Below are 14,166 nucleotides of genomic sequence, written 5' to 3'. Positions count from 1 at the left end.
TGGAGCGGGAAACGAGACTCGAACTCGCGACCCCGACCTTGGCAAGGTCGTGCTCTACCAACTGAGCTATTCCCGCAATAATGGCGTCCCCTAGGGGACTCGAACCCCTGTTACCGCCGTGAAAGGGCGGTGTCCTAGGCCACTAGACGAAGGGGACGTTGCCCAAAACATACGCTGTATGTTTCAGTGCCAATTACATTAACCGAAGTTATTGTTTTGGCTTTCACTCAACCCCGCTCAAGAGCGAAGCTGCTTAAAAATGGAGCGGGAAACGAGACTCGAACTCGCGACCCCGACCTTGGCAAGGTCGTGCTCTACCAACTGAGCTATTCCCGCAATAATGGCGTCCCCTAGGGGACTCGAACCCCTGTTACCGCCGTGAAAGGGCGGTGTCCTAGGCCACTAGACGAAGGGGACGTTGCCCAAAACATACGCTGTATGTTTCAGTGCCAATTACATTAACCGAAGTTATTGTTTTGGCTTTCACTCAACCCCGCTCAAGAGCGAAGCTGCTTAAAAATGGAGCGGGAAACGAGACTCGAACTCGCGACCCCGACCTTGGCAAGGTCGTGCTCTACCAACTGAGCTATTCCCGCATTGGCGTCCCCTAGGGGACTCGAACCCCTGTTACCGCCGTGAAAGGGCGGTGTCCTAGGCCACTAGACGAAGGGGACACGCTACAACTTCACTGGTCACTGCGTTTGGCTGTGTGCTTTACGCTGCAATTGGCGCGCATTCTAGGGATGGTTTTGGAAGTCGTCAACCCCAATATGAAAATATATTGAAATCAATGACTTCCCCTATCTTCAGGACTTTTCTTACGCCGTCTAGCGCCCAAGTCCTGACGCCTATATTCCGACATCCTACAAGGAGTTATAGTTGGCAGCGGACAATAGTGGCACTCTGTACCACATCCCACACTTTTGCCTCTTTATAGATGAGAGCTATTACCTTCAAGATTGTTTGCCACACCCAAATAAAGCCCATTGACCATCCAAAGAGGTTTTCACGTTGACGCCATCCATGATCACCCTGCTTGTAGTAGCCGGGATCGTCCTATTGATCGCCATCGGTTACATGAACCATGTGGTGGAAAACAACAAACTGGAAAAGGCGCGCCTGAAGGTTGAACTGACTGACCGCGTTCGTCGCTGTAGCGAAGTCAGCGAAACATTCCCGGGCCAATTGATGTCGCCCGGCCTCAAGCACTTGCTGACGCGCCTGGAACTCAATGCGTGCCAGCGCCTGCTGCATCTGGATAAGAACAGCGCGCCTGTGAAGGCACGCATTGCCGAGCTGAATGCACTGGTGGGCCAAGGTGAATCGATTCCGGTCAATAACCCGCCCGGCCCTATCCTGACTGAAGCCAAAGCAAAAGACGTGCGTTTTCTGCTGGAAACGTTGCACGGGCAAATCACCCGCGCGGTGCAAGATGGCTTTCTGCCTACCAACGAAGCCAAGCGCTGGATCAAAGAGATCCGCCATTTACTGGTCGTGCTGCACATCGAATTTTTCAACAACCTTGGGCAACTGGCTTTCCAGCAAAATCAGCCTGGCCAGGCACGTCTCGCCTATGAGCGCGGCGCCCAGTACCTGCGCAAACAGCCTGAGCCTGCCCTGTACAGCAACGCCCTGAAGGAAATGGAGGAGCAACTGGCGCGTGCCAACTCGCTCGTACTCACCAAGCTTGAGCCGGCAAAAGATGAAGTCAATGAGCTGACTGAAGGTTTGAAAACTGACGAAGCGGATGCCGACTGGAAGAAAAAGGTCATCTACGACTGATGTGCTAAACCCTGAAAAAAAGGACAAGCGTATGCCTTGTCCTTTTTTTTGGATACCTGAAAGCATTGATGACTGATCAACAGGCACGGTCTTAACGCCTAACCTGCGCAGGAATATGCGCGCGCGGATACATACACGCAGGGCGAGCAAAAAAGATCGAGGGTTTTTATCTGACGCCCGAACGGGCTAGAGAATGTTGCAGGGCAACAGCATGGAAGCAGCCATGCAGGCTGCCTCCATGCACAACATCAGGCTACCGGATTGATTGGCTTTTCCGGGTACCAAACGTCAAGCAGCGGGCTCACTTCAACACTGGTCAGCTCTGGACGAGCTTTCAGCCAGGCTTCAACAGCGGCACGCTGTTCTTCGCTGACCGAACCACGCTTCTGCAGGCAAACCAGACCGTAGTCGTCGCCGCCAACATAACCAAGGCCGTTGGCTTCCATGGCTTCTTTCAAGAACGCATCGAGGAAAGCATCGACAGCTTCATCCGACAGGTCTTCTTTGAAATCCAGGTTCAGCTCAAAACCCAACTCCTGAAATTCATCAACGCACAGCTTTTTGCGCAGACGCTGGGAACGATTAGTAGCCATTGAACAATCCTCTTAAGTAATAACGGCGGCACTTTACCAGTTTCGAGCTGCACTTGCCCGGTTCAGTGTGGACGGCTCATCGTTTTGTGCATTTAATCAGTGGATGTATGTATCACGGCAATGCCCAAGCCTGACGACCTTGGGGCATAATGCCGTCACTTTCATGACCATTGAGGGAATCTTTTCATCATGCCCTCGTATTTTCCCCCTCGCCTGTAGGGTATTACTTTTTATGATCAAGTCTTTACGTCCATTGTTTCTTGCCGGGCTGATGCTGCCATTCGCCTTTGGGGCCAACGCCGCCCCCGTCAACACCACCCTGTCGCCCAAGGTTCAACAGGCCCTTAAAACCAACAAGCTGCAAAACAACGCACTGTCGTTGGTGATGCTACCGCTCAACGGTCCCGGCGTACCGACTGTTTTCAACGCCGACGTCTCTATGAACCCGGCGTCCACCATGAAGCTGGTCACCACCTATGCGGCGCTGGAAATGCTCGGCCCTACCCATCAGTGGAAAACCGAGTTTTACACCGACGGCACGCTGAGCAACGGCATCCTGCAAGGCAACCTTTATCTTAAAGGCGGTGGCGACCCCAAGCTGAACATGGAAAAGCTCTGGCTATTGATGCGCGACCTGCGCGCCAATGGTGTGCAGCAGGTGACGGGCGATCTGGTGCTGGATCGCAGCTTCTTCGAACAACCACAATTGCCCGTGTTTGACGACGACGGTAATGACAAGAACAAGCCGTTCCTGGTCAAACCCGACGCGCTGATGGTCAACCTCAAGGCGCTGCGTTTTGTTGCACGCAATGATTCAGGAAAGGTCCTGATATCGGTTGAGCCGCCGATTGCCAGCATCCGCGTGGATAACCAGGTAAAAGCCGTCAACGCCAAGCAATGCACGGGGGACGTGCGCTACAACCCGGTGACGCAGCCGGACGGCTCGGTGGTCGTCACCGTCACTGGCCAGCTGGGAGAAGGCTGCAACTCGCAGACGTACCTGTCGCTGCTTGATCACGCAACGTACACCGCAGGCGCAGTTCGCGCGATATGGAAAGAGCTGGGCGGCAGCATTCTGGGACAGGACCGTCAGGGTTCGGTGCCTAAAAGCGCCAAAGTACTGGCCCGCGCTTTCTCGCCCGACTTGGCCGAAATCATTCGTGACATCAACAAGTACAGCAACAACACCATGGCTCAACAGCTGTTTCTGAGCCTGGGCGCGCAGTTCCGCACCGATGCAGATGGCGATGATGCCAAAGCAGCACAACGGGTGGTTCGTCAGTGGCTGGCCAAGAAAGGCATCACCGCACCACACCTGGTGATGGAGAATGGCTCGGGCCTGTCTCGCGCCGAGCGAGTCAGCGCACGTGAAATGGCCCAGATGCTTCAGGCCGCATGGAAGAGCCCGTATGCTGCCGAGTTCATCAGCTCCATGCCCATTGCCGGCAAGGACGGCACGATGCGCAAACGCCTGAAAACCACCGCCATGAACGGACAGGCTCACATCAAGACCGGCACCCTCAACACTGTCCGGGCCATTTCGGGTTTCAGCCGCGATAGCAATGGCAACACCTGGGCCGTGGTCGCCATTCTCAATGACCCACGCCCATGGGGTGCCTCTGCAGTTCTCGACCAAGTATTGCTGGACCTTTATCGCCAGCCGCAAGTGCCGAATAACGCAGTTTCCATCGCCCAGTAGCGGGTCTCTTACCTGCCACAAAAAACGCCCCGGCTCGCAAGAACCGGGGCGTTTTTGTGTGTACTGCATCTGTCATTGCGCTAAGAAATGACAAAGAGGCCGTCAACGCGCAGTGATTTTCCACGCGCGGTGAATTTTGCTGTTGCGCGCAAAATCCGGATCAATCGTGCTGGCCGTGATTTCTTCTACCGCGTAGCGCGCTTCCAGATGCTCATCAAGAATGAACTTGCGGAAGTTGTTCGAGAAATACAGCACGCCCCCCGGCGCCAAACGCGCCATGGCCAGATCCAGCAATTGCACGTGGTCGCGCTGGACATCGAAGATGCCCTCCATGCGCTTGGAATTAGAGAAGGTCGGCGGATCGATAAAGATCAAGTCGTACTCTTCCCGACATGCGTCCAGCCAGACCATCACATCGCCCTGCTCCAGACGGTTCTTGTCTGAAAAGCCATTGAGCGACAGATTGCGACGCGCCCAGTCCAGATAGGTCTTGGACAAGTCCACGCTGGTAGTGCTGCGCGCGCCACCTTTGGCCGCATGGACACTGGCAGTTGCGGTGTAGCAATACAGGTTAAGGAAGCGCTTGCCGGCAGCCTCACGCTGAATACGCATGCGCATCGGGCGGTGATCAAGGAACAGGCCTGTGTCCAGATAGTCCGTCAGGTTGACCAGCAGCTTCACGCCACCTTCATTGACTTCGGTGAACTTGCCTTGAGCACTTTGGCGTTCGTACTGCTTGGTACCGCTTTGACGTTCACGGCGCTTGACGATCACGCGGCTTTTATCGACGTTCAGTGCCTGCGGAATGGCCGCCAGCGCATCGAACATACGCGCCGAGGCTTTTTCCGGATCGATGGATTTAGGTGCTGCATACTCCTGAACGTGTACCCAGTCGTGGTACAGGTCAATCGCCATCGAGTACTCAGGCATGTCTGCATCGTAAACACGGTAGCAATCGATACCTTCACGCTTGACCCACTTCCCCAGCGCTTTGAGATTCTTTTGCAGACGATTGGCGAACATCTGCCCGCCTTCGCTCAATCGCGGCTGTTCGATCACAACAGGAACCGGCTTGATCGGATTACCGTTCTTGTTGAACTTCTCGTATTTACCCGGCGCCTCAATGTTGGACGGCAGATCGGACTCAGCCTGCTCCCGCTCCGCCTGACGCTGCTCGGGAGTGCGACGCTCACCTGTCACAAACTGATCCGGTACAACCTTGATCAGCAGCAGCTTGCATGGCAAGGCACCGTTCCAGAACGAGTACTGCTTGTGGCTGCGAATGCCCATGCGCTTGCCCAGATCCGGAGCGCCAGTAAATACTGCGGCCTCCCAGTTCAAGCACGCCTGACGCAGACGCTCGCCGAGGTTCTGGTAGAGATAGAGCAGGCTCGCTTCATCACCCAGACGCTCGCCATAAGGGGGGTTACAGATGACCAGGCCTTTCTGGTTCTGATCCGGGCGGGGCTCGAACGTCGCGACTTCACCCTGGTAAATTTTGATCCAGTGGCTCAACCCGGCACGCTCGATGTTATTGCGGGCAGGCTGGATCAATCGCGGGTCAGCTTCGTAACCACGAATCCACAACGGCGGCTTGGACATGCCTGCTTCAGCACGCTCTGTGGCTTCCTGATGGAGTTTTTTCCAGATTGCAGGCACATGGCCGAGCCAGGCATCAAACCCCCAATGTATGCGATTGAGGTTGGGCGCCATGTCCGCCGCGATCATCGCACCCTCAACCAGGAATGTGCCCACACCGCACATAGGGTCAGCCAGCGCGGCGCCTTCGGCTGCCATGCGCGGCCAGCCCGCACGAATCAAAATGGCTGCCGCAAGGTTTTCTTTAAGGGGCGCTGCGCCTTGCTGCAAGCGATACCCGCGCTGGTGCAGGCTGCTGCCAGACAGATCCAGCGACAAAATGGCTTCGCCACGGTCCAGACGCAAATGAATACGCAAGTCTGGACTGATCTTATCGATCGAAGGACGCTCACCGGCTGGCGTACGCAATTTGTCGACAATGGCGTCCTTGACCTTCAACGCACCAAAGTGCGTGTTGTCGATGCCTGAACCATGGCCGCTGAATTCCACCGCCAGGGTGCCGTCCGGCACCATGTGATCCTGCCAGTCAACATCCAGTACGCCGTGGTAGAGGTCCTCGGCATCCTTCATCGGGAAGCGTTTGAGCACCAGCAATACGCGGTTGGCAAGGCGCGACCAGAGACACAGACGGTAGGCAGTTTCCATATCTGCAGTACCACGAATGGCCGAGGTATGCTCGCGAGCTTCCTCAAGGCCAAGGCCGGTGGCCTCTTCAAGGAGAAGGCCTTCAAGGCCTTTCGGGCAGGTAAGGAAGAGTTCGTAACGATCCGACATGGGATTCCTGAGCTTTTAGCTATCAGTGAAGAGGCAACGCATTGCCTGCTCCGTTTTCAATCAAGCGCTTTTCTTGAAGAGCGCTCGCGTGGCACGAAACTGTGCCGTTCCACCCCAACGACCACCCTCGCCCGCAGGCATAAAGAGTTTAGACGCAGAGGCAGGTCATTCATCTTGAAACAAAGGGACATATTCAGACCCTTCGTCGAATAGTACCCGAGCAAAAAAGGCGGTCATTCGCAGCAGAGAATGAAACGCATCATCTTTGCAAACACTCGCAGCATCAGGCTTTTGTCGTAGAAAGGGGCAACAGCACACCCGGTCTTATGGCCTGAACAACACTATCGTTACGTCCTTATGACAAAACGATCATTCACACACCCAAGTACATTGGTTAGAACTTAACTCAGGTAGTCACCGCGCAGGTGATTACAAACATGCTCGCCACGCCGGCAGCGAGCAACCCACGGCAGATCTATTCTGCCCCGACCTGAGTCAGGTCGACGCGATATAAAACAGTCAACAAGTGAGGGCAATACCCTATGAGAAGACTTAAGCGTGATCCGTTGGAAAGAGCTTTCTTACGCGGATACCAATATGGCGTTAATGGCAAGTCCCGTGAGCTTTGCCCTTTTTCTCTACCGTCGGTGCGCCAGGCATGGATTAATGGCTGGCGCGAAGGACGCGGCGACAACTGGGACGGTATGACAGGCACTGCGGGCATCCACAGACTCAACGAACTTCACGCCGTCGGCTAACTCTGGGCACATTCCGACATCACCTCGAATACGCAACACTTTAACCATGCCGTCCTATCCGGGCGGCGGGCTGCGGCCCAAGGGCTCCTTCAAGGAGCCCTTTTTATTGGGTGTTTATCGACGAGGAATAGCCGAAATGGCATCCACCGATTCGCGAATCAGCGCGGGTCCTTTATAAATAAAGCCGGAGTAAACTTGCACCAGACTGGCACCAGCCTCGATTTTTTCAGCCGCATGCCGGCCTTCAGTGATGCCGCCCGCTGCAATTATAGGCATCCGGCCAGCAAGTTCTTCAGCCAGGACCTTCACCGTGTGGGTGCTTTTTTCTCGTACGGGTGCACCCGACAGGCCGCCCGCTTCATCCCCATGCTCCATACCCTCAACGCCGATGCGACTCAACGTCGTGTTGGTGGCGATCACCGCATCCATGCCTGTATCCAGCAAGGCACGTGCAACGAGCACGGTTTCTTCATCGGTCATGTCAGGTGCAATCTTGATTGCAAGTGGCACGCGCTTTCCGTGACGCTGTGTAAGTTCGTTCTGGCGCAGCTGTAAGGCTTCCAGAAGCTGCTTGAGCGAATCGCCGAACTGAAGCGTGCGAAGGCCAGGTGTATTGGGCGAGCTGACGTTAACGGTCACGTAGCTTGCGTGAGCGTAGACCTTGTCCAGACAGATCAGGTAATCATCGACAGCACGCTCAACCGGTGTATCGAAATTCTTGCCGATATTGATGCCCAGAATGCCGCTGTACTTGGCGGCCTGCACACGTGTCACCAAATTATCGACGCCAAGGTTGTTGAACCCCATGCGGTTGATAATGGCCTGCGCTTCAGGCAAACGAAAAATACGCGGCTTGGGATTACCGGGCTGCGGGCGCGGCGTAACGGTGCCGATCTCCACAAATCCAAAGCCCAATTGAGCAAAACCATCAATCGCAGCACCGTTTTTATCCAGGCCTGCGGCCAACCCGACCGGGTTGGGGAACTCAAGGCCCATGACCGTAACGGGCAGCTTGGCCGGCGCCTTGCACAGCAAACTGTTCAGCCCCAAACGGCCGCCCGCCCCGATCAAGTCAAGGGACAGATCATGCGAGGTTTCAGGAGAAAGTTTGAAGAGCAACTGGCGGGCCAGGTTATACATGGGCTCGATGGTCTCGGAAGGCGGCTGAAAGAGAGCGCGATTATAGCCGTGCCGAGCGCGAAGACGCGAGGGAAGTGTGGCGCGGCGTATCAGGCCTGCCGGATTGAAACAGTACGATTAAATCGTAGGCAAAGAAAAGCCCGGCATGAGCCGGGCTTTTCTGAACAGGCTAGCTAAAAATTACTTAGCTTCTGCTTGAACGGTAGCTTCTACGCGACGGTTCAGAGCACGGCCTTCTTCAGTTGCGTTCGAAGCAACTGGGTTGGCTTCGCCGTAACCTACTGCGTTTACGCGGCCGGATTCAACACCGTCGTTAACCAGAGCTGCGCGAACGGCGTTAGCACGACGCTCGGACAGTTTTTGGTTGTAGGCGTCTGGACCAACGCTGTCAGTGTAACCAGCAACGGTAGTGGTGGTCGCTGGGTACTGCTTCATGAAATCAGCAACGTTGCGGATGTCAGGCATGTACTGCGATTTAACAACCGACTTGTCGAAGTCGAACTTAACGTCCAGCTCAACTTTAACCACTTCAGCGATTGGAGCTTCTGGTTCTGGCTCAGCGATTGGTGCTGGAGCTGGAACTGGAGCAGGAGCTACTTTACCCCCGTTGCCGCCGAAGTTTACACCCAGGCCAACAGTAGGAGCGTAGTCCCACTTGCCGTTGTCCAGTTTGTAGTCAGCTTCAACGCCTGCACGGGCGAACAGGTTGTCAGTGATGTACCACTTAACACCAGCGCCAGCAGTCAGGAAAGTCGACTTGTCACGACCGCTGTGGCCGTCAGCTTCTACGTTGGTCATGCTCTTGTGAGCAACACCACCGGAAACGTAAGGACGCAGAGCGTCGCCCACGGTGCCGAAGTGGTACTGAGCGTTCAGACCAAAGTTGTCGCCTTTGATTTTCTGGTGGCCAGTGCCGTCGTTCGAACGGGTGTGGTTAGTCTTGTCGTAGGTCAGGTTCAACGAGACGTCGTCGGTCAGGAAGTAACCGATCGATGCGCCTGGGTTGTAACCGTCTTCTACGTGCTTGACGCTGTCGTTGTACTGTTTTTTGTAGAACAGTTCACCCTCGACCGCGCCTTGGCCTTGTGCCAGGGCACCGAACGAAGTTGCGGCTACAAAGGAACCAATGGCAATGCCCAAGGTGTTTTTCAGTTTCATCCGTTAAATCCCCATCTGGTGATTGTAAAGCAGTCCCACATACCGGGGGACAACTCGGCGGCAAGTCTATCAGAACTTACCTACACGTAGAGCTATTTGCGCTGAACTAAGTTTCAGCAATGCCTGCAAATTTCTCACGCAATTTATCAAGAGCACGCTTGTAGCGCATTTTCGTCGCACTCAAACCCATATGCATTATGTCTGCGATTTCCTGAAATTCCAGTTCTGCGACAAATCGCAGCACCAAAATCTCACGGTCAATCGGGTTCACATGCACCAGCCAGCGATCGAGCCCACCCTTTTCCTCAGGTTTCGGCGTCTTTTCTTCAGACGCTTCCTCGAGGGGGTCAATACTCAATGCGTCCATCAAGCGACGCTTTCGCCGTTCCTTCCGATACTGCGTAATGCATTCGTTGTAGGTGATGCTATATAGCCACGTCTTGAATTTCGATTTGCCCTCAAAATTCTTCAAGCCATACAGCACCTTAAGCATTACCTCCTGACAGACATCGTCAGCATCACGATCGTTCCCTAAATACCTTGAACAAACGTTGAACAAAGTTCGTTGGTAACGCCGCATCAACTCTTCATAGGCGCGCGTGACGTGAAACAACTCATCATGCGAGCGCGCCACCAGCTCCTCATCGGAGAGTTCGCGGGGGTCATAGCGCATGGATAGCGATTGGGCTTTATTCAAAACGAGTCGTGCCGACAGTCAGGTCAATGTCCGCCACAGCCGAGAACACAGGCTTATTTGCGGCGGCATACATTAGCAGGGTTTGCCGCATCAGCGGCTAGTCACGTGCTGCTCCAGCAAGATCCGATTGGAGATGGAGACTAGCTCACCCTCCTCGGTCAGCAACGTGGTTTTAACCGTGCCGATCTCTTCGATCTGCCCTTCTATCTCACCTACACGCACGTCTTGCCCAACCTGATACAGCTCACGCACATAGATCCCGGCAAGGATCTGACCCGCAATTTCCCGACTTCCCAACCCCATTGCCAGCGCAACTGCCAGACCAACGGTAATCAAAACAATGACAATTACATGGTTCAGCAGGTCAGTTTTGACCTCCAGCTGACTGATGGCCACAGAAATACTGATGATGATGACCAGACCCTGAGCCACGCGGCCCAGCCCGCCAGCATAATCGAACCCTACGCTTTCGGCCGCGCCGCGCACCAGACCGTTGAGCAATTGCGCAAGCAACACACCCACCAGAAGTACCAGCAACGCGCCAAAAACCTTGGGCAGGTAAAGCGTGAAAATGTCCAGCGTAGCTGAAACCCGCTCAAGTCCAAGGGACTGAGCTGCTGAAACCAGGAAAATGAGAAGAATGAACCAATAAACAATTTTGCCGATCAGTGTGGAGATCGGGACCTGGATCCCTGCACGGCCCAGTATTTTCGTGAGGCCGGTGCCACCCATCAAACGGTCAAGGCCCAACTTGGCGAGCAACTTGGACAGCAAGGTATCAAGCAGTTTTGCAACCACGAAGCCCAGCAATACAACAACCAGCGCCCCGAACAGGTTCGGGATGAAGTTGGCAATTTTGGTCCAAAGGGCGGTCATTGCCGTAACCAGGCTCTGGGTCCAGAGATCAAGTTCCATGTTCAATCAGCCTTATCAGCAGGGCGAGCAGCAGGTTTGCGTCGCGAAACGGGCGCAATATGAGCCGAACCGCTGTTCAAAGCAATCATCAGTGCCTGCACCCAACGGCCCAGCAGACTGAAAAGATCACCCGCCCCCACCTGACGGTTAGCGGTTTTCAGTACACGGCCCAAGCAGGCATCGTCGTCACGGGTGGACGGCTCGGCCTTGAGCATTTCACGTAAGGACTGTTCAAACGGATCGTGCATAAGCACCTCTCGGTATGTCAGTGAAAGACGTGGGCAACATGAATGAGGTCACATACCGTGGCTTTAAAGCCACTGCAAACGACGATAAAACCACCACTGCCCTACACCAATGACCAACATCACAAGGCAGGTCACGGCAAAACCATAAGGGTCATTGGAGAAGGGAACGCCGCCCACGTTGATGCCCAACAAACCGGTAATAAAGGTGATGGGCAAGAAGATGCCGGTCAGCACGCCGAAGCGATACATGATGCGGCTCATGCGAACGTTCAAACGTCGGTCTTCAGCCTCAAGCACAAGCCCCACGCGCTCGCGGGTCAGTTCGAGCTCCTCGAGGTAGCGCGTCAGACTATTGTTCAATTCGTTCCAGTAATCTGCATCATCGGCCGTAAACCATGGCAACTTGGTGCGTGTCAGCTGACCGAAAATATCGCGTTGAGGGGCAAGAAAACGACGCAGTGCGGCAGCCCTTCTGCGGATCTGCAAAATAGCGCCATGCTCGGGTGTATACCGTTCGTCGGCATCAATTTTATCTTCTTCGTCATCGACGATTTCAGACAGCTCACCAATCAGATCCTGCACTTTTAATGTCAGGTGCTGAGCCAGATAAAGGATCAATTCGGCGGGGTTCTTAGGCCCTTCGCCCTGATCGAACTCGCTTAGCAGCTCATCGGTTGCACGCAAAGGCCGCATGCGCAGTGAAATCACCCGCTGCGCACTGCCGAAAATACGCAGCGACACCATGTCCTCCGGTTCAGCGCCGGGGTTCAAGTTAACGCCCCGCAGAAACAGCAACAATTCGTTGTTGGGCAGAGGCAGCAGACGCGGGCGCGTATTTTCTTCCAGCAGCAAGTCACAGCTGAACTCGCTCAGGCCGCTAGAGTTACGCAGCCAGCTCTGGGTTTGAGGATGACTGCGATCCCAATGCAACCAGAGGCTTTCATGGGCTTGCAACGCAAGCTCATTGAGCTCGGTGCGGGCAATCGGGCGAGCACCGCCCTCACCGTCCAGCACCAATGCATGCACCAGGCCCCATTGGGCGTTGTCTTCCTCGAACATCCGTGATCCTTAGCGGTTACGCCGTTATTCCGGCATTTTCAAAGCAGTAGGCGAAACAATGACGCCGTTATTGTCGGCGTAAATAAATTCACCTGGCCGAAATGTGACGCCTGCAAACGTGACCGCAACGTTAAGGTCGCCCACCCCGCGCTTATCGGTTTTCATCGGATGACTGGCCAACGCCTGGACACCCAGATCAGTTTGCGCGATGACGTCTACATCCCGTATGCAACCGTAAATGACCAGGCCTTCCCAACCGTTTTTCGCCGCTTTTTCAGCGATCATGTCACCCAGCAAGGCTCGACGCAGTGAGCCACCACCGTCGACCACCAGTACTTTGCCTTTACCGTTTAGCTCTGCTTGCTCTTTAACCAGCGAGTTGTCTTCAAAACACTTGATCGTGACGATTTCGCCACCGAATGAATCGCGCCCGCCAAAGTTGCTGAACATCGGCTCAAGCACTTGAACCAGATCAGGGTAGGCATCGCACAAATCGGGAGTGATGTAGTGGTTCATGGAAACTCCTGTGAAAAAAGGCACAGCAGGAAGAAGCGAAAGGGTTCTAAGGGTATAGACGCCACCACGGCGTGAGGCTTTAAAAGTTGCCCGTATGTCAGAACACAGCAAGGAACGGGTCACACAATATGACCAGAACCTCAAAGGGCGTCACATAGTAGCCGCAACCTCATCCTGCCGAAACCCCAGCAGTGGCGCTTCGCTTTCCTCAGCGACTTCACGTGGTTGCGACGCGCTCCGGCTTTGCAACCAATTGAGCACCTTTGGCCAAACCTCGGTTTGAGCAGTTTCACTGACCAGCATTTCGACATGACCAAAATCCGAACTGAAACCCTGCGCACGCCCCAAGGTCATGAATGTTCGCTGCTCTGATCCCAATTGGTCATACAACGCGCGGCAAGCCCATTCCGGGGTTTTCAAGTCGCCCGCGGCCGCAACAGCCATGATCGGTAAACGAACCTCAGCCAGCCCGGCCCACCAATCGCGTCCGGCACCTTTGAAGCGCCCCAAAAAACCGTTCCAGCGCAAGTTTTCCAGCGCGATGCCAATCGGCTCGTCTTCCGGTCCACGCTTGAGGCGAACGCCCGACAGTTGTGCGCAGCGCTTGAGCAACAGATGAGCGACCCACTCCACCGGCGGAATTTTTAACAGCCAATAGCGGCGATTGACCTGACAGCCAAAAAACGCTGCAGACGCGACTGCCGGTTCGCCCATGTACTGGCCGCCTAACGCAGCGGCCAATGTGACACCGCCCTGAGAATGACCTAACCAGTGGGGGACCTGCCCACTTTGCTCACGCACAAAGGCAGCAATCGCTGGCAAGTCGTAACGCGCATAATCCGCCACACGGTTGTTACGCCACTGTTGATTGCGCACTGACAGGCCGTGACCACGCATCTCGGGTAGCCACACATCAAAGCCGGCACGGGCCAGATACGCCCCAAGCCCGACACCTTTTGGGGAGTACCAGAAACGTCGATTGGAGAAACTGCCGTGTAACAGGATCACGGGCACGCCCCGCGCCAGCCCGGCATCTGCCATGCCCAGACGGGTGACCGCCAATTCAACGGACGCATCCGGACTGTTGGCGGGTTTCAAGCGATACACGTCTTCGCTCAGATCGCCCCGACGCTCGGCGCTGATCAGGGCAACGGGAAATAAATGACTGCTGCTTTGCATAATGCTCTTGCACAAAAAAGGGCGACCCCATACAGGAACTCGCCCTACC

General features: G+C 55.0%; 13 protein-coding genes and 6 tRNA genes. 3 read left to right on the top strand and 16 right to left on the bottom strand.

The features are described from left to right. The 6 genes from CJF39_RS20535 to CJF39_RS20510 form a co-directional block, all read right to left on the bottom strand. Nucleotides 1-76: transfer RNA gene (locus CJF39_RS20535), tRNA-Gly, on the bottom strand. 5 nt (nucleotides 77-81) lie between these two features. Then, nucleotides 82-157, bottom strand: a tRNA-Glu gene (locus CJF39_RS20530). A gap of 103 nt (nucleotides 158-260) precedes the next feature. Further along, nucleotides 261-336 (bottom strand) — tRNA-Gly (locus CJF39_RS20525). Between the two features lie 5 nt (nucleotides 337-341). Continuing rightward, nucleotides 342-417: transfer RNA gene (locus CJF39_RS20520), tRNA-Glu, on the bottom strand. A 103-nt stretch (nucleotides 418-520) separates the two neighbouring features. Further along, nucleotides 521-596, bottom strand: a tRNA-Gly gene (locus tag CJF39_RS20515). A 2-nt stretch (nucleotides 597-598) separates the two neighbouring features. Next, a tRNA-Glu gene (locus tag CJF39_RS20510) sits at nucleotides 599-674 on the bottom strand. Nucleotides 675-1,023: 349 nt separating this feature from the next. Here CJF39_RS20510 and CJF39_RS20505 point away from each other — a divergent pair. Then, nucleotides 1,024-1,782, top strand: a complete 759-nt coding sequence (locus CJF39_RS20505) for a hypothetical protein (RefSeq protein ID WP_094995091.1) — start codon at nucleotides 1,024-1,026, stop codon at nucleotides 1,780-1,782. A 248-nt stretch (nucleotides 1,783-2,030) separates the two neighbouring features. On the opposite strand, the gene CJF39_RS20500 is transcribed toward CJF39_RS20505, so the two are convergent. Further along, nucleotides 2,031-2,375 (bottom strand): YggL family protein, encoded by a 345-nt coding sequence (locus CJF39_RS20500; RefSeq protein ID WP_048369844.1) that lies wholly within the window; start codon nucleotides 2,373-2,375, stop codon nucleotides 2,031-2,033. 232 nt (nucleotides 2,376-2,607) lie between these two features. Here CJF39_RS20500 and dacB point away from each other — a divergent pair, with 232 nt between their 5' ends. Beyond that, the gene (dacB, locus tag CJF39_RS20495) at nucleotides 2,608-4,074 is read left to right on the top strand and encodes a D-alanyl-D-alanine carboxypeptidase/D-alanyl-D-alanine endopeptidase (RefSeq protein ID WP_094995090.1); all 1,467 of its coding nucleotides are present in this window, start codon (nucleotides 2,608-2,610) and stop codon (nucleotides 4,072-4,074) included. A 102-nt stretch (nucleotides 4,075-4,176) separates the two neighbouring features. On the opposite strand, the gene rlmKL is transcribed toward dacB, so the two are convergent. Next, nucleotides 4,177-6,447, bottom strand: a complete 2,271-nt coding sequence (gene rlmKL / locus CJF39_RS20490; RefSeq protein WP_094995089.1) for a bifunctional 23S rRNA (guanine(2069)-N(7))-methyltransferase RlmK/23S rRNA (guanine(2445)-N(2))-methyltransferase RlmL — start codon at nucleotides 6,445-6,447, stop codon at nucleotides 4,177-4,179. 542 nt (nucleotides 6,448-6,989) lie between these two features. Between rlmKL and rmf the strand changes: the two genes are divergently transcribed. Beyond that, a complete protein-coding gene (gene rmf / locus CJF39_RS20480) occupies nucleotides 6,990-7,205 on the top strand; it encodes a ribosome modulation factor (protein ID WP_094995087.1) in 216 nt (71 codons plus the stop codon). A gap of 114 nt (nucleotides 7,206-7,319) precedes the next feature. Here rmf and CJF39_RS20475 read toward each other — a convergent pair whose 3' ends face one another. The 8 genes from CJF39_RS20475 to CJF39_RS20440 all read right to left on the bottom strand — a co-directional run bounded on the left by CJF39_RS20475 (nucleotide 7,320) and on the right by CJF39_RS20440 (nucleotide 14,117). After that, entirely contained in the window at nucleotides 7,320-8,345 is a 1,026-nt protein-coding gene (locus tag CJF39_RS20475) for a quinone-dependent dihydroorotate dehydrogenase (protein ID WP_094995086.1), read from the bottom strand. Between the two features lie 180 nt (nucleotides 8,346-8,525). Next, a complete protein-coding gene (locus CJF39_RS20470) occupies nucleotides 8,526-9,503 on the bottom strand; it encodes an OmpA family protein (RefSeq protein WP_094995085.1) in 978 nt (325 codons plus the stop codon). A 106-nt stretch (nucleotides 9,504-9,609) separates the two neighbouring features. Next, the gene (gene sigX / locus CJF39_RS20465; RefSeq protein ID WP_094995084.1) at nucleotides 9,610-10,200 is read right to left on the bottom strand and encodes an RNA polymerase sigma factor SigX; all 591 of its coding nucleotides are present in this window, start codon (nucleotides 10,198-10,200) and stop codon (nucleotides 9,610-9,612) included. A 90-nt stretch (nucleotides 10,201-10,290) separates the two neighbouring features. After that, nucleotides 10,291-11,115: a mechanosensitive ion channel family protein gene (locus CJF39_RS20460; RefSeq protein ID WP_047276302.1), complete on the bottom strand. Its 825-nt coding sequence runs from the start codon at nucleotides 11,113-11,115 to the stop codon at nucleotides 10,291-10,293. Between the two features lie 2 nt (nucleotides 11,116-11,117). Beyond that, nucleotides 11,118-11,363: a hypothetical protein gene (locus tag CJF39_RS20455; protein ID WP_047276304.1), complete on the bottom strand. Its 246-nt coding sequence runs from the start codon at nucleotides 11,361-11,363 to the stop codon at nucleotides 11,118-11,120. 63 nt (nucleotides 11,364-11,426) lie between these two features. Further along, entirely contained in the window at nucleotides 11,427-12,422 is a 996-nt protein-coding gene (locus CJF39_RS20450) for a CorA family divalent cation transporter (protein ID WP_094995083.1), read from the bottom strand. A gap of 24 nt (nucleotides 12,423-12,446) precedes the next feature. Continuing rightward, on the bottom strand, nucleotides 12,447-12,938 hold the full coding sequence (gene rraA, locus CJF39_RS20445) for a ribonuclease E activity regulator RraA (RefSeq protein WP_094995082.1): 492 nt from the start codon (nucleotides 12,936-12,938) through the stop codon (nucleotides 12,447-12,449). A 150-nt stretch (nucleotides 12,939-13,088) separates the two neighbouring features. Then, nucleotides 13,089-14,117, bottom strand: coding sequence for an alpha/beta fold hydrolase (locus tag CJF39_RS20440; protein WP_094995081.1), 1,029 nt, complete (start codon nucleotides 14,115-14,117; stop codon nucleotides 13,089-13,091). Nucleotides 14,118-14,166 lie beyond the last annotated feature (49 nt).

Source organism: Pseudomonas lundensis (assembly GCF_002269125.1).
GTDB classification, from domain to species: Bacteria; Pseudomonadota; Gammaproteobacteria; order Pseudomonadales; family Pseudomonadaceae; genus Aquipseudomonas; species Aquipseudomonas lundensis_A.
The sequence above is the reverse complement of the archived record's forward strand: the minus strand, read 5'-3'. Positions and strand labels throughout refer to the sequence as shown.